At 28.3% G+C, this 16,971-nt stretch carries 15 protein-coding genes; 4 read left to right on the forward strand and 11 right to left on the reverse strand.

Annotation, left to right across the window (positions count from 1 at the left end):
- Positions 1–2: 2 nt before the first annotated feature.
- From BMW96_RS01185 to BMW96_RS01210, 6 genes are all read right to left on the reverse strand, one after another.
- Entirely contained in the window at positions 3–1,397 is a 1,395-nt protein-coding gene (locus tag BMW96_RS01185; protein WP_092351650.1) for a HAMP domain-containing sensor histidine kinase, read from the reverse strand.
- Positions 1,394–2,065: a response regulator transcription factor gene (locus BMW96_RS01190; RefSeq protein WP_092351652.1), complete on the reverse strand. Its 672-nt coding sequence runs from the start codon at positions 2,063–2,065 to the stop codon at positions 1,394–1,396. The genes BMW96_RS01185 and BMW96_RS01190 overlap by 4 nt, the downstream gene beginning before the upstream one ends.
- Before the next feature lie 94 nt (positions 2,066–2,159).
- Positions 2,160–3,827, reverse strand: coding sequence for a hypothetical protein (locus tag BMW96_RS01195; protein ID WP_092351654.1), 1,668 nt, complete (start codon positions 3,825–3,827; stop codon positions 2,160–2,162).
- Positions 3,820–4,758: a DHH family phosphoesterase gene (locus BMW96_RS01200; RefSeq protein WP_092351656.1), complete on the reverse strand. Its 939-nt coding sequence runs from the start codon at positions 4,756–4,758 to the stop codon at positions 3,820–3,822. The genes BMW96_RS01195 and BMW96_RS01200 overlap by 8 nt, the downstream gene beginning before the upstream one ends.
- Positions 4,759–4,869: 111 nt before the next feature.
- Positions 4,870–6,066 (reverse strand): acetate/propionate family kinase, encoded by a 1,197-nt coding sequence (locus BMW96_RS01205; RefSeq protein WP_092351658.1) that lies wholly within the window; start codon positions 6,064–6,066, stop codon positions 4,870–4,872.
- 171 nt (positions 6,067–6,237) lie between these two features.
- Positions 6,238–6,456: an alpha/beta-type small acid-soluble spore protein gene (locus BMW96_RS01210; RefSeq protein ID WP_092351663.1), complete on the reverse strand. Its 219-nt coding sequence runs from the start codon at positions 6,454–6,456 to the stop codon at positions 6,238–6,240.
- Positions 6,457–7,340: 884 nt separating this feature from the next.
- Between BMW96_RS01210 and BMW96_RS01215 the strand changes: the two genes are divergently transcribed.
- The gene (locus tag BMW96_RS01215) at positions 7,341–8,027 is read left to right on the forward strand and encodes a hypothetical protein (protein ID WP_092351665.1); all 687 of its coding nucleotides are present in this window, start codon (positions 7,341–7,343) and stop codon (positions 8,025–8,027) included.
- Positions 8,028–8,040: 13 nt separating this feature from the next.
- Entirely contained in the window at positions 8,041–8,349 is a 309-nt protein-coding gene (locus BMW96_RS01220) for a hypothetical protein (RefSeq protein ID WP_092351667.1), read from the forward strand.
- A gap of 295 nt (positions 8,350–8,644) precedes the next feature.
- Here the strand turns inward: BMW96_RS01220 and BMW96_RS01225 are convergent, their stop codons facing one another.
- The 4 genes from BMW96_RS01225 to BMW96_RS01240 form a co-directional block, all read right to left on the reverse strand.
- Complete coding sequence (locus BMW96_RS01225; protein ID WP_092351669.1) at positions 8,645–8,866, reverse strand: alpha/beta-type small acid-soluble spore protein; 222 nt, start codon at positions 8,864–8,866, stop codon at positions 8,645–8,647.
- A 61-nt stretch (positions 8,867–8,927) separates the two neighbouring features.
- On the reverse strand, positions 8,928–10,124 hold the full coding sequence (gene thiI, locus BMW96_RS01230) for a tRNA uracil 4-sulfurtransferase ThiI (protein ID WP_092351671.1): 1,197 nt from the start codon (positions 10,122–10,124) through the stop codon (positions 8,928–8,930).
- A gap of 3 nt (positions 10,125–10,127) precedes the next feature.
- On the reverse strand, positions 10,128–11,264 hold the full coding sequence (locus BMW96_RS01235; protein WP_092351673.1) for a cysteine desulfurase family protein: 1,137 nt from the start codon (positions 11,262–11,264) through the stop codon (positions 10,128–10,130).
- 42 nt (positions 11,265–11,306) lie between these two features.
- On the reverse strand, positions 11,307–13,046 hold the full coding sequence (locus tag BMW96_RS01240) for a septation ring formation regulator EzrA (protein ID WP_092351676.1): 1,740 nt from the start codon (positions 13,044–13,046) through the stop codon (positions 11,307–11,309).
- 144 nt (positions 13,047–13,190) lie between these two features.
- Here BMW96_RS01240 and BMW96_RS01245 point away from each other — a divergent pair, with 144 nt between their 5' ends.
- Together BMW96_RS01245 and BMW96_RS01250 are read left to right on the forward strand one after the other, a co-directional pair.
- Positions 13,191–13,859 (forward strand): gamma-glutamyl-gamma-aminobutyrate hydrolase family protein, encoded by a 669-nt coding sequence (locus tag BMW96_RS01245; RefSeq protein ID WP_092351678.1) that lies wholly within the window; start codon positions 13,191–13,193, stop codon positions 13,857–13,859.
- Positions 13,860–14,723 (forward strand): NAD(P)-dependent oxidoreductase, encoded by an 864-nt coding sequence (locus BMW96_RS01250; protein WP_092351680.1) that lies wholly within the window; start codon positions 13,860–13,862, stop codon positions 14,721–14,723.
- Positions 14,724–14,729: 6 nt separating this feature from the next.
- Here BMW96_RS01250 and BMW96_RS01255 read toward each other — a convergent pair whose 3' ends face one another.
- Positions 14,730–15,587 carry a DMT family transporter gene (locus BMW96_RS01255; protein WP_092351682.1) on the reverse strand — a complete coding sequence of 286 codons (858 nt, stop codon included), beginning with the start codon at positions 15,585–15,587 and terminating at the stop codon, positions 14,730–14,732.
- Positions 15,588–16,971 lie beyond the last annotated feature (1,384 nt).

Below are 16,971 nucleotides of genomic sequence, written 5' to 3' on the forward strand. Positions count from 1 at the left end.
TATTAATCCTTTCTATTTAATGATAATTTCTCTTTTAAATCAAAAGATTTTCGTTCACTTGGTAACTTTATAATAAAGGTTGATCCCACATCAACTTGTGAAATAACATCAATATTTCCATGATGTAAATCAATAATAGACTTAACAATTGATAACCCTAGTCCATTACCTTCAACTGAACGAGCCTTATCTTCACGATAAAATCGTTCAAATATATGTGAAATAACTTCTTTTGACATTCCATGTCCAGTATCTTCTATTGAAACTTCAACTTCTCTAGAAGTCTTTTTAACTCTTATTGTAATCAATCCACCTTTATCAGTATACTTGATTGCATTAGAAATAATATTTATCCATACTTGTTCTAATCTTTGTTCATCACCATATACCATGGCATCTTTTCGAGGTCTTTCAAATTCAATTTCAATATCCTTTAAAATCGCCTGATTTTCTTGAGTCGAAATAACCCTTAATAACTGTTCAACAATAGAAAAAGTCGTAAACTCTAACTCAACTTCTTCCCGCTCTAAAAGAGTCAATTGTAACATATTTTTAGATAATGTTGATAAACGTTTAGAATGAAACAAAATAATATCAGCATATTTTTGACGCTGTTCTTTTGGCAAATCTTCTTCTTTTAATATATTAGCAAATCCTTGTATCGCAGTTAATGGCGTTTGAAATTCATGCGAAATATCAGAAATAAATTTCTGTCTAGTTTCCTCCTGTTTAGCTAACTGCTGTGCCATTTGATTAAACCCCTGATTTAATCTTGATATCTCATCATCACCAACATAATTCACTCGAACACTATAGTTTCCTTTAGATAACTCTTTAGTTGCATTTGTCAAACGGGTGATTGGTTTGACAATAATATCAGCAATCGCAATAAATACTAAATTTCCTGATAAAAATACACATCCTAGAATTAATACAGCTGAATTGGCAAAAATACTTTTTTCATAACTAGTATCTTTTTGAACATAAACATATACATCCATATCTCTTATATTTGTCTTACTACCATATGACTGGATACTTTTCTGTTCAGCATAACAGCCATTTTTACTATCATCATAATAATATCTTTTCATCATCTCTTTAGATGGTGCATATTTATTACCACCATATGTATAATATCCATAATTTGGTGAATATAGCGTAATATTAATTTCTGAGCTAATTGCATACTGATCCATGATATCATTAATATTAGTATCTTCTAAACTATTTAAAATTCCCACAACATATTCACTTGTCGCACTCAATTCATTTTGTGCCATATCTGCAATCTGATCATAATTGCTTCTTAAAGCTACATATCCTGCAACTGAAAAACTAAAAACTATGGTAATTAAAAAACCACAAATTAATTTACCATAAATAGATTTCATCATTCAACTTCTACCTTATATCCAAGCCCTCTTACCGTAACAACCTTAAATCCTGGTAAATGACCTAAATTTTCACGAATTCTTTTTATATGTACATCAACAGTACGATCAAAACCATCATAATCCATTCCCCATATTTTTTCAATTAACTGCTCACGACTAAAAATTTGTTCAGGATGTTTAGCTAACTCAAATACTAGCTCAAATTGTTTTAATGGCAGATGAATCATTTCATCCTTATAGCGAATCTCATATTTTTCACCATCAAATTCAACTTCATTTAATTTGATGATGTTTGATGTATTTACACTATATCTTTTTAACACTGCTCTTACACGAGCCATTAACTCAGTAGGATCAAACGGCTTTACTACATAATCATCTGCCCCTACTGAAAAACCACGGAGTTTATCTTTACTTTCACCTTTAGCTGTCAGCATGATTACTGGAACATCTTTGAACTCCTTTAAATTTTCAACTAGCTCAAATCCATCCATTACTGGCATCATAACATCAATGATTCCTAAATCAACATATTCGTTTTCAAAGATTTCTAATGCTTCTTCACCATTACTAGCTTCTAACATTTCAAAACCCTCTTTATTTAAATAAAACCCAATCAATTCTCTAATATCCTTTTCATCATCAACTACCAATACCTTTGGTTTCATATAAACACCTCAATTCATTGTAAGATTATAACATAATTTATTTTGTAAATATAGTCAAACCCCAAGTAAAAAAGCAGAAAACTACAGTTTTCTGCTAGTTAAATTTAATTGAAGTAATTACCTCACTGTCATCTTTACTATTAACAAACTCAATTGTTACATTATCACCCACTTTAGCCAATGGGAAACGATTACTTAAACTAATATCACCAATAAATACAGTTTCATTACCTTCGATTTTAAAATAATAAGTACTATTCCCATCAATTACAGCTTCATTAATCGCAGTTATTGCACCTGTCAATTTATTTGTCTTAAAATCACCAGCATCCATCTTTTTACCATTTGATTCAAGCAAAGCATAATATGCCTGTTCAGCTTGAGCTACACTATCACCTGTAGCAACAATTTGATAATTCTCGACACTAACAAAAGCATATTTTTTCACAAGATTAGCATCATCTTTTAAAGATAAGAAATAAGTAGGTTGTCCCCCTGCATTAATTAAAATCGGGAAAGTTGCCCTATATTTAAGATTTTGAACTTGTCCTTCAGCAGAAGACATTGCTGAATACTCTTCTGCCCCAGAAATATTATAATATTTCCCTTCCTTAGTTCGTAAATTGATCATTGCAAAACCGACATTAGAAGCATCTTTAGAAACTGATGTTAAACCAGTGTATAAATATACATCATCATTAATAGCAACATAGTTATAACCATCAGTTGGACGTAATACACCTTTTTGTGAAAGTAAAGTATTAATATATCCATTTGTAAATTTCCCATAATTTTCCAACTGACTTAAAACTAATTCTGCCGGATATGCCCGATCAACCCATTGTGGAACTTTTTTAATATCATAATACTGATGATCACCGTTAATCGCATTAACCAGCACAGCACCAGTTATATCTTTACCACCAAAAATACCAATCTTATAATCATAAACAGGAGCAATCCAGTATGGTGTCCCTTTTTCATCAACTTCAAAGGCAAGAGTATCAAACATCAAAGTTGGATAATTAGCTCGTAAATGCCGTTCAATTTTTCTTCCAAAATGCTCCGATTTAGAATACTTCATTCCCTCTTTTAATTTAACAACTTCTGATTCCTGAGTTACCATATTTACCCGAATATAAGCAGGTAATCCATCTCCACGATTAGTAAACCATTTAATCAAATCACTATATTCAAGCGGTGTTACACGATATGGGTTATCATTATAATTGATTTGTTCATATGATTCATCAACTTCAAATTGAGAAACATAATCAACCATTTCACCCATTTTACGATCTCCTAGTTTAATTGCACTGTCACGATCAACAACTGGAATTGACTGATAAGAGATAGTCTTATTATCTTCAAAGAAATCTGCTTTTTTGTCTAATGTTAACTGTTTTTGATAACTTTTAGCATTAAATATCGTTGAGCTGGCAAATGTTCCTCCTGCCACATAAATAACTAACAATCCAATAATAATCAGACTATATTTCATGATCTTATTAAATCCACGATTAAAACTAAAATATAAAAAATCAAAAATAATTAATAAAAAACAAACATATATAATAAATTGTGGAGCCTTAATATTTAATGGTATCAATAATGCATATTCACTAATTAAAGCTATAACTAAAGTAAGTATAAAAGCTTTAACAAAAGCCCCTTTTTCTGATTTATTAACCACATTGTTTTGATATTTACGAAAGGTAAATCCTTCAACAAAATTTGCAAATATTTCATTAATTTTATTCATTTATTAGCTCCTTTAAATCTTCAATTAATTTTGGCAACATTTCAAAATCATCCAATTTTGCACCACTTGCTAGAGCATGTCCACCACCATTATATTTTTGTGCAATCCCATTAATTGTTATATCACGTGATCGAATACTGATACGCCAATTATTATCTACTACATTTTCTGTTACTGCTACCCAAATTTTATATTCTTCAATACCTGAAAGAATATTAACAAAATCTGATCCTCGTTCTCTGCTTATTTTTAGATTTTTTAAATCTTCATCTCTTAAAACATAATAAGCTACACCACCATCAAATTTATAATTATTTAAAATAAACTTATTAACTTCTAAATCCTTAGCTTTTCTTAGATAGATACGATTATATATGTCAACTATATCAATTCCTGTCTTTAATAAAGTACTTGCAGCATCAAATGTTCTAACATCTGTACTTTTAAACAAAAATCTGGAAGTATCACCAATAATACCTAAATATAAAGCAGCAGCACCATCTTTAGTTATCTTTAAAGTAGAATTATCTTTAAAAAACTGAGTAACTAATTGACTTACAGAACTAGCTGTACTATCTTCATAATTTAAATCTCCATAACTATCTATAACAATATGATGGTCAATTTTAATAATTTCTTTACATTTTGTATAACTGTCATCATCAATTCTTTCCCTATTAGCAGTATCTAATACAATTCCTAATACTTCATTGTTATAATCAACTGTATCATCATTAAAATCTACTGTATATTTTCCTACTAATTCTGAGCTAAAATCACCACAAAGATAAACTTTTTTATTAGGGTATGTTGTTTTTATGATATCATACATCCCAAATTGACTACCAAAAGCATCAAAATCCGGATTAATATGACGGTAAACTGCAATGTAGTCATATGCTTCAATTTTTGCAATAATATTTTGATCCATTTTCTCACTCCTTATAATACAATCAACTATAACATATTTTATTATAAATATAAACAAAAATGACATAAAGAAAAAGCTATTGAAATAAATATTCAATAACTTCTTAACTCTTTATAATCCCAATACTCTTATAGTATCACGAGCAATCATTACTTCTTCATTAGTTGGAATTACATAAACATCAACTTTTGAATATTGGTGCGAAATCAATCTGTTTTCTTTGCTTCTTGTCTCATTAGCTTCTTCATTTAAGAAAACCCCTAATGCTCGAGAAACATTATCAATAATTAAACGACGTAAATAAGATGCATTTTCACCAACTCCAGCAGTAAATGCGATAGCATCAATACCACCCATTTCAACAAAATAACTACCAATAAACTTAGATACGATTCGTGCATATAATAGCCCAGTCAATAAAGCTCGCTCATCTCCAGTTTTAAATAAGGCATTTTCAATATCACGTGAATCTGAAGAAATTCCAGAAATCCCTAACATTCCAGACTTTTTATTGTAAATATCTAATATTTCATCTGGTGTCTTATCTAGTTTTTTACATAAATAAGGCATAATTGAAGGATCCACATCACCACAACGTGTTCCCATCATTACTCCTGCTAGTGGTGTAAAGCCCATTGAAGTATCAATACATACACCATCTTGAACCGCTGAAATACTTGCCCCATTTCCTAAATGACAAACAACAATTCTAGAATGTTTTGGATTTCCTAACATTTCTAATGCGACTTGTGATACATATTTATGACTTGTTCCATGTGCACCATATTTACGTACTTTTAAATCTGTATAATATTCTAATGGCAATGGATATAGATATCTTTCACGATCTAATGTTTGATGGAAAGCAGTATCAAAAACAAATACATGTTCAACACCTGGTAACGCTTCTTTAAAAGCATTATAACCAACAATATGAGCAGGGTTATGAAGTGGTGCTAATTCAGCTAACTCTTCAACTCTAGCAACAACTTCCTCATCTGCTTTAACTGAATCATTAAAATATTCTCCACCATGAACAATTCTATGTCCACAAGCTTCAATCTCACTTAAACTGCTTACTACTTTTTGATCAATTAAAGCATCTAATAATAGTTGTACTGCTACACTATGATCTACAATTGGACATTGTTTAGTAAACTTCTCACCATTATATTTCATTTCAAAGTTACCTTGCTCTAAACCAATTCTTTCTACTAGTCCAGAAGTTATAACTTCTTCACTTGGCATATTGATTAACTGGAATTTCAAAGAAGAACTTCCTGCATTTATAGCCATTACTTTTACCATTTATAATTCCTCCTTATTTCTGTCATATATTAATTGTACCTAAAATATCAACTAAACTCAACATTTTTTGAAAGCACTTCCAAATTTTATTGTTATTTTTATGATTTATCCTTAAAAAAATCTAATTTATTTGAAATTTAAAACCCTAGTTAAACTAGGGTTTTAAAATAATTATTTTGATTGATTATAATTAGATGAACTCATTTGAGATTGTCCCATAGCTACTAATCTTTTAGTGATTTCGCCACCTACAGAACCATTCGCACGAGATGTTGCATCAGGACCTAAATTAACGCCAAATTCGTTTGCAATTTCGTATTTCATTTGATCAATTGCATTTTGAGCTCCAGGAACAACTAATTTGTTTCTGCTAGAGTTATTTTGTGACATATAGTTTCACCTCCTGACACATATATTTTGTGTTATAAATTTTAAATTATACATATTAGTAAAAAATATTTAAAATTTTTTTACTACCATCACTAATGATTAAAACCCCAGATAATTCTAGGTTTTACCATCTATAAAGGATCGCTTGATTTTGAGTTATCTTCATACGAGTGCTACGAAATTATACTCAAGTGTTCAAGGTACAATGGAAATTACTATGTCTATTCTTTTGTACGAGAAGCAGAACATATAATTAAATATCATACGTTCAATTTCACCAAAAAAAACAAATGATTTTCTAAGAGATTTATTAGCATCTTATTTAAATAATGAACTAATATTTAAAGATTTTAAGATTAATATATTTTTTCTTATTGCTAGTTTCTAATTTGTATCTCTTGTTGTATATTTTATCCTATAAAATTACTTCATTTTTATAAATTTTTATGATAATATCTTTATGCATAGTTAGGTCCTCTCTCAATGGCATCCATAACTATGCTTTTTTTGCAAAAAACTCATTATATAATAAGAATAAAGCATCCAATCATCAGGTGCTTTTTTTATTTATTCTTTAATTTATCCATAATTTCATGTAGTTTCACCATTTTTCTTCTCTCATGAATATAATTATATATACAAATTATAAAGTATTCTGACAGATTTTTGTAAACTGATAGGGACTGTAAAACAGGTTTAAAGGATAAAAAAACAGAAACAACGATATCTATTACAAAATATCAGGAATTATTAAAATATAATATTGCTTGACTTTTGTACCTCATATTGGTACTCTGATAATAGAGAGCGCTTTCTTTATCATTATTATTTATTTTGCAAAATAATAAAACAGTGGCAAGTGAGAGTCGCGGGATGGAGAAAAAATGAAAATTTTAAAACAAGTGAATAGGAATTTTTGCAGTGCATTATTAGTTTTAGTGGTTTTATTGCTATCAATAAGTAGTGTTAGTGCAACAGAAAGTGTAGGATATTATGCTAAAACATATCCTAATACAAATAAATATCTTAAAGATGCTTTTAATGAAAATGTCCATGATGTTCATATCTTTGATGATTCATGTGTTGATATCACTGAACAGTTTATATTAGATAACCAGAATAAAGCCTGGGAATCAGTTATGGAAAATTACGCTAGTGGAGGTTATCTGTTAAAAGTTAGCAAGACTGATGAACCAGAAATATCTGTGCCAACACCATATGTTTCTCAATCAGTTTCCAAAGAAACTGATTGGATTTATAAAATTTTAGAATATAATGGTAGAAAAACATCAAATGAGTTTGGTGGAAAAGTAAAAGCTGTTTGTACATTTAACGATGCAATTGGACAATATACTAACATTGGTAATCCATATATATATAAAGGATCACTTACCTCTGGAAACGTAAGTGATATTAAATTAACATATAGTAAAACTGTTGCAACTAATAAAAGAAAAGTCACTTATAGCAAGTTCTCATTTCTAGTTTATGATGAACAATATGGTAATAATAGCGGAATGGGTCTATATTATGATAAATTCTCAATTCCAGATACTTTAACTTTTAACTAAAAAGTAGTTATTTATGAAAATATCAAAAGGGGCTATTATTACAATCATTTTCGCACTTGCAATAATATCAGTTATAGTATGCGCAATTATTGACGGGGATTCAAACCCTTATCCTAATACAATCAAATACCTTGAAGATGCTTTTAATAAAAATGAATATGGTGTAAAAATTATAGATTCAAATAAAGGAGAAGACATAACAGATTCTTTTATTTCAGAAAATAAAGAACTTTATGAAAATGGAGATTGGGATACAATTATGGAAAATTTTAATCAAAAACATTGTCATTTATCAGTTGAAAGAAATTCAGATGAAGAGTGATTTTAACATAAAATATTAAAATAGGGTTAAGGCAATTAATGTCTTAGCCTTTTTATTATACAAAACACAAAAAAACTAGTTCACTTTAGGTTCAAACTACAGCCAGTTTATGTTACAATCAAATATCTGATAGCGGTTATTGATAATTATTCAAAGATAAATACGAACAAATAACTAATGTTATGAAGAAGTAAAACCCTATGGGAGTTAAAACGGAGTAAAAAATCAAATATCACCTTTTATTATAATTAGCATAAACACATTAAAACCCCAGATAATTCTGGGGTTTTATCATCTATTTAGATTGATTATAACGACTTGATGAAGTCATTTGTTTTTGTCCCATCTCAACTAATCTTTTTGTAATTTCGCCACCGACAGAACCGTTTTCACGAGCAGTTGTATCAGGACCTAAATTAACGCCAAATTCGTTTGCAATTTCGTATTTCATTTGATCAATTGCATTTTGAGCTCCGGGAACAACTAATTTGTTTCTACTAGAGTTATTTTGTGACATATAGTTTCACCTCCTGACACATATATCTTGTGTCAAAGTTAAAAACTTATGCATCATTTTTTTAAAAAAATTCAATATTTTGCTTATAAGTATTATTTACTACAATTTCTTCATCATTTTCAATACATTCTTCAATCAATTTTTCAAAATCAAATTCTTTTTCAAAAGCTTCTGCTTTATAACTTTTGGGTTTTGTAGCAGGAGCTTTAGGTGTAAAAATTGTACAACAATCTTCATGAGGACGAATAGATATTTCATAAGTATCTATTTTATTTGCAATATCAATAATTTCTAATTTGTCTAGACATAAAACAGGTCTTAATACTGGAATTGTTACAACTTCATTGATTACCTGCATACTATTTAGTGTTTGTGAAGCTACTTGACCTATGCTTTCTCCATTAACCAAAGCCAAACAATTATTTTTATGAGCAATTCTTTCACTAATACGATACATCATTCGTCGCATTACTGTCATTGCATAGCTTTCATCACAATGATCATAAACAGCTAGCTGCAGTTTAGTAAAATTAATAACATGAACTTTAATTTGACCATGGGCATAATGACGTAATTTATCAACCAAATCAAAAACTTTTTCTTGTGCTAATTGATTAGTATATGGTGGAGCAGCAAAATGAATACATTCAAGATCAACTCCACGTTTTAATGTCAAATAACCAGCTACTGGTGAGTCAATTCCTCCTGACATCATTAGTAAAGCTTTTCCTCCAACACCAACTGGATAACCACCTGCTCCTTTAATAATATTATCCATAACATAGATTGCATCATAACGAATTTCAACTGTTGCTAGAATTGCAGGATTATGAACATCTACTTTTAATTTTTTTGTTGTATGATGAAAAATATATCCTGCAATTTCTCGATTTATCTCTTGAGAAGAGCCTGGAAAATTTTTATCAGATCTCTTAGTATTAATTTTAAAAGTATTTCCTTCATTATTCTCAATTATTTGTAAAACTGCTTGTTTGGCTAGTTCAAGATTTTTTTCTAACTTATAAGCAACTGAAAAAGAATAAATACCAAAAACTGTTTTTAATTTATCACTTACAGCTTGATGATCACTACCATTTAAAATAATATACATACGATCATGTTGTAAATCATAATTTAATTGTTTAAAATCACTTAAGATTTCTTTTGTATTTTTTAAAAGACGATTTGTAAATAGTTTACGATTTTTTCCCTTTGTTGTAAGCTCACCAAAGCGAACTAATATATAATTTGCTTCCATTTTCTACCTCTGCTTCTTTAATTTTACCAAACTTTCTTCTAAATAGTAACAAAACTGATCAATATCTTCTTTACTAGTATGCTCACCAAAGCTAATTCTAAGCGCACTTGAAGCAACTGCATCATCCAGGTGTAATTGTGCCATAACTCTTGAAACATTGCTTGTTTTAGAAGAACATGCACTACGTGTTGAAAGATAAATTTCTTTAGTTTCTAAATCATGTAAAATAACTTCTGGTTTATAACCAGGACATGAAAAATTCAAAATTGTTGTAATACAGCAAGACTCATCACTATTAATTACTATTCCAGGAATTTGTTTTAAACAATGTCTTGCATACTCATTGATCTTTTTTATATGTTGTACTTTATTATCAAAATCTTCTAATGCTAAACGTAGAGTTTTTGCAAAAACAATATTAGTACAAGCATTAGATGTTCCTCCTCGCAGACCAAATTCTTGTTGACCTCCATTTATTAATGGTACAAGTGTAGTTGAACGTCGTTTAAATAATAAACCACTGCCTTTTAATCCATATATTTTGTGAGCTGAAAAAGATGCTAGATCAACATCATTTAAATCAATTGGCAATTTTCCTAAAGCTTGAACCATATCAAAATGCAACTTTATCTTATCGTGTTTTTTAACAATTCTTTTAATATCTTCAATTGGATTAATAACACCAATTTCATTATTTACATACATAATAGATACTAAAATAGTATCATCCCTTATGCTATCCTGCAATTCTTGTAAAGATATACGACCTTTTTTATCAACTTTTAAATAAGTAACTTCAAATCCAAAAACTTTTTCTAATTCTTTACAACTTTCATAAACTGATGAATGCTCAATAGCTGTAGTAATAATGTGTTTACCACGATTTTGATATTGAAAAGCAGTACCTTTAATAGCTAAATTATTTGCTTCACTGCCACAACTAGTAAAAATCAATTCATCTTCTTTAACTTTAAATGTCTCACTTAATAGTTTTCGTGAATGTTCCATCAAACGATTAATTTCAATACCTTTATCATATGCTGAATCAGCATTATAAAAATAATTTTCTAATAAATTATGGTATGTCGTTAAAACTTCTGAATTTAACGGCGTTGTTGCTACATAATCTAAATATATCATAATAACCCCCTATTTTATTATATGCAATTAAAACACAAAGTCCTACACTGACTTTGTGTTTTTATTAATCAACATCTCATAAGAACCTGGATTTATTTTTTCAATAATATCAACAGCTGTAGAAAGTGCTTTAGTATACTCTCCATTTCTAAACAATAATTCCGCTTTAGTCAATTCTGTATTAACCTCTAAAAAAGAACTACGGAAACGATTACCATAAATAATTGCTTCTTCTACCATCTCTGCTGTCACAATCAAATTATGAACATTATCATATAATTTATATATTACATCACGTGCTGCATCAACTTGAACCGATAATCTTTCTAAATCAATTGGTCGATGACGTATAAACTTTAAAATTTCATCCGCTTTTAAATATGAGTCATCAATATAATCTTTATATGATTCATTAATCATTGGTAAATGTTTATTTTTTATCTCAGATTTTATTTCTAATAAAACAATATTTATATTATCCAACTCATCTAGAGCTCTTTTTTCCTGAAGACGTAATGAATTCTCTAATTCATTGTACTTAGTTAAAGCATCATCAAATGGTTGACAACGTGTCACCAATTCACCAAACTGTTCAATTAAAGCACTATATGAAAAATCCTTTGATTCTATAATATTAGTTAATTTTGCTAAATCATCCACAACTAACTTAAATTTTTTATAATCATCATTGATTGTAATATCATAATCAGTAAGTAAATAATTATGTTGTAATTCATCAAATGAACTTACTGTACGTTTCAACCCTTCATCTAAACGTTCAATATGACGATAACAATTATTACGAGCTTCTTCATATTGATTATAGGCAGTCTGTTCTTTTTCTAAATCAGCTCCTAAAGTATTTAGTTCTTCAGTCATTACTTCAATAGAAGCACCAACATTTTCTAACATTAAATCTTTGATTGCTTGAATCGTATTTTCTAAATCAGAATAAATTTTATTATAACGTACAGAAGCATTTAATTTTTCGATTGAAAAATCTTTTTCTTTCATCACTTCTAAAATCTCATATAATTCTTCTAAACGTTTAGGAATGTATTTACGAACAATCGAAATATATGTAGGTAAATCTCGAAGATTAGCAGCTAACAAATCAACATCCTTTTCTATTTTAGAAGCAAATGTTTTTGCTTCATCAAAGCGCTGATTATTCATCATATCTTCCAATGAAACAAAACGACTGTCAATATCATTAAAAATAGCAGGAATTGCTGGAACAAAATCCTCAATTTTAAACCGTACTGCAGCAAAATTGTCACTAGCAGCACGATATTTTTCTTTGATCTTAATAATCGCTACTCGTTGAACATTCTCAATTTCTGTAATAACTTCAATCTTTTTTAATAAATCTTGTGCTCTTTTTTCATATTCAATAATTTCTTTTCTTAACTTCACTAATTTACCATGAACCCCAGATAATTTACGATAAAAAAGCTGTTCATCTACCTCGTTAATCAATGGGGCAATATCATTATTTTGATAAATATTCAATTCATTAAACTCAGTTTCATATATCTCATATTTTTCAAGTACTTCTGGCATGTTTTTACCAATACCTTTTACTCTTCCTAAACGATATTGGATTGGCAAAGTTTTTATTGCATTCATTTGATTCTCAAGCTCTACTATTTCTTTACGATACATTTTTAATTTTATGGCACGATAAACAATTATACCTATAATAATCACTAATATGCTTACACATACAATAATAACATTTTGTCTACCAAATTTTTCTAATATATTATCTAAAAATTTCATTTACGCATCCCTCTTTATATACAGCTTACCTATAGTAGTATACCACAACATACAAGTCATGTCTAAGTGGAATCTAATAATTTTTACAATACTTTACATTATTTTCGTTTATCTTAATATATAGATATAAGGAGGAATTTATTAATGAACAAAAAAATATTAGCACCACTTCGTTCATACAGTACTAGACGTGTTTTATATATTTATAATGAATATCTTGAAATGTTCAAACAAGCACATCTAGATATAATTACAATCGGTTCAACAAGCCAAGATACTCAACAATTTCTTGTTGACAATTGTGATGGGCTTTTACTTACAGGAGGATTTGATATTGACCCAATTTATTACCAGGAAAAAATACATCCTAAAACAAAAAAAGAACTATTTGAATTAGAAGCATTAGAATTTTCTTTGATTAAAATGTTCACTCAGCAAAACAAACCAATTCTAGGAATCTGTCGTGGCATACAGACAATTAATGTTGCTTTTGGGGGAACATTAATTCAAGATCTTGAATCAGATTTTCATATGCAAAAAGAAATAACAAGTTATCAGCATTTAGTAAAAACCACAAATAATTCTCTTTTAAAAAAATATTTAGGTGAAGAATTTATGACCAATTCTTTTCATCACCAGGCAATCAATCACTTAGCTAAAGATTTTATGATTAGTGCTAAAAGCGAAGATAACATTATTGAAGGTATAGAAAAGGATAATATTATTGGTGTACAGTGGCATCCAGAAAAAAATAATGATAAAATACAACAAAGGCTTTTAAATTTATTCAAAGATTTGTTGGAGGAAAAATAAATGAAAAAAATTGGATTTATTGGTGTTGGAGTAATGGGTAGAGGAATGGTTTTAAATTTAAGTAAGACTAATTACGATATTTCTATTTATACCCGTAGTAAAGATAAGATTAAAGATCTTTTAGATGAAAAAATAAAATGGTGTGATGATATTGAACAATGTTGTAAAGATAAAGATATAATTATGACCATGGTAGGTTTTCCAAATGATGTTGAGGAAGTTTATTTTGGTGAAAAAGGGATTATAAATAGTGCTCAACCAAATACAGTTTTAATTGATTTTACAACCTCAAGTCCACTTTTAGCAAATAAAATCTACAATCAGGCTAAAATAAAAAAATTATTCAGTTTAGATTGTCCAGTTTCTGGTGGGGATATTGGAGCAGCTAACGGAACACTTTCTATTATGGTAGGTGGTGACAAAGAAATTTTTGAACAAGTAAAACCTATCTTAGAAGTTTTAGGAACTAATATTAATTATGTTGGTTTACCAGGTTATGGACAACATACAAAAATGGCTAACCAGATTGCTTTAGCTGGGGCATTAGCTAGTGTATGTGAAGCTATCACTTACGCAAAAAGTGTTGACCTCGATCCTCAAAAAATGCTTCAATGTATCTCTAGTGGAGCAGCTGGATCATGGCAAATGAACAATAATGGTCCTAAAATGTTATCTGGTGATTTTGATCCTGGTTTTTTTATCAAACATTATATTAAGGACATGAAAATAGCCAAGGATGTAAACAAAACTAATAACCTTGACCTTGAAGTTTTAAATACAGTTTTAAAAATGTTTGAAACTATGCAATCTAATGGAGATGACGATTTAGGAACCCAAGCAATAATTAAATATTACCAAAGATAGTCCTGACTATCTTTTTTCTTTATCTATAAGATTATTTCTATTAGCAAGAAACATTGCCCCCACCATTAAAATCATTGCCAGCATTTTACTAAAATCAAATTGTTCTTGTAACAATAATGAACCTATATATGTAAACACTGGATTTAACCCTAATAAAAAACTGGTTTTAACACTCCCTATTTCATGAACTGCCTTAAAATAAATCAACTGAATAATTGCAAATCCTATTCCTGAAAAGAGAACAAATAAAATCCACAACATAATTGAAATATCTTTAAAATTGTTTGTTTGTGGAAATAAAATAGATATTATTAATAATTGTATAAAACCATAACTTAAATATTCCAATGTAAAAGTTAAACTATCTTCCTTTTTACAATTATGTTGAATCAATAAGTTTCCATAACTATAAAAAATTATTCCTCCAACCAGCATCAAATGTCCTAAAGAAAGTTCTTGAAATTTAAAGTTTATTGAAATCAAAAAACCTATGCAAGCAACACTCATCGCAATTAATTGATTTTTATTTACTTTATTTTTATATAAAAACCAAGACAAAAGAATTGTAATTAATGGTGCTAATGAATTAATAATAGCATTAGAACTACCACTAATTATATTTAATCCCTCAAATGTTAAAATAAAATTTATCGTTATAGAAAATACTGCTACTCTTAACCCTAAAAAATCACGTCTTCTTTTTAACTTTATTTTTTTATATCTCATCACAAATAAAATAGCTAAAACAGAAAGAAAAACTTTTAAAGCTGCTAAATAATACGTTGATACATGTTCTAACATATATTTCATAACTAATACATTACTACCCCATAGAAAACTTGCGAAAATCAACCAGCCATACATTATATCACCAGTTTTAGTATTACCAGTTAAATTACTTTAAAACTAAAAAAAACAATATAACCTAAAGCTAGTTTATACTGGTTTTTATACATCTTATGTTGTTATTAACCATAATATCATAGCCCAATCGAGGTAATGATAAAATTTCAATACATTCTATGTTGTTATTAAACTCTAATAAATAAGCTACTTTATATTCAATTATACTACAATCCCTCTATATCAAGAATTTTATATTTTTTAATCCTGTACTTTGATTAGCCTACCTACTTAAATCATATAAAAAACTTAAATTCCTTGCAATCAAACTAATTATACAACAGGCAATCATTAATTTCAAATCTAGACTTAAATGAATTAGTTTTTCCTAAGTTAGAATAAAATTACCAATCAATAATTCAAATAAATAAAAAATAGTGAGATTTTATATACTTTAACGTAAATGCTAAATTATATTAATATAATTTATAAAGATTTATATAAATTTTTATTAAAATAATAATTACAGATAATGAATCATTTTATCACAAAATAGTTGAATAAAGTAAACTTTTCTTTCTCATTGATAGTGAATCTTTATTGATTTTTTCAATTGTTTTGTTAATTATTCATCAATTACTTGATAATAACCCGTATTTGCTTCACCCATGATTATTGGACATATCTTTAACCACTTAGTAAAATATTCTAAATAAAATAATAAAATCGCATTTTTTAATACAATCTTTCGCTACTTCCACCAAAGTGAGCAAAAATAATTTGATTATTTCACATATTAAACTACCTTTATTATAACATTAATAATAATAATTTTCCTAAACTCTTGCTGTTTTCTATTTTCATTCCCTTTCTTTTGTGCACATTTTTGGACTTAATATATATTTCAATTTTGAAATCATTGTTCCTATAATGTGATCTAATGTAATGAAAGTTAAATAGGGAAAGGAGGAAGTATACCAATAGAAGCAAGACTAGTTTTTTAGAATACATAACAAGTAATCTAGGCCATATATGACAAATTTTTTCGAATTAAATTTAGGTTTAATGGATTTATGATGCATATAAGTAGCCCTCTATTGTATCTAAACTATATATTCGAAATAAGAAAAGTTGAATATAAACAGACAGTTTAACACTAATGTTCAGGTAGTTTATTTTTTTTTATCGTAGATAAATATCTTGTAATGAGTCATCCATTGTAAAAAAGAAACAGTTCCTAATTTCTATTTCAAAAAATACTAATCTGAATAAGTTGTTATAAATTTCTAATGAAATTGGAAAGTTTTTGTTCTTATAATAAATAACTAAGCAAGAACTCATTTATAAATGAAACAACCATATATATTGAAAAATATTGGCACAGTTGAAAAAGGATAGACTATCT

Source organism: Thomasclavelia cocleata, assembly GCF_900102365.1.
Taxonomy (GTDB): Bacteria; Bacillota_I; Bacilli_A; order Erysipelotrichales; family Coprobacillaceae; genus Thomasclavelia; species Thomasclavelia cocleata.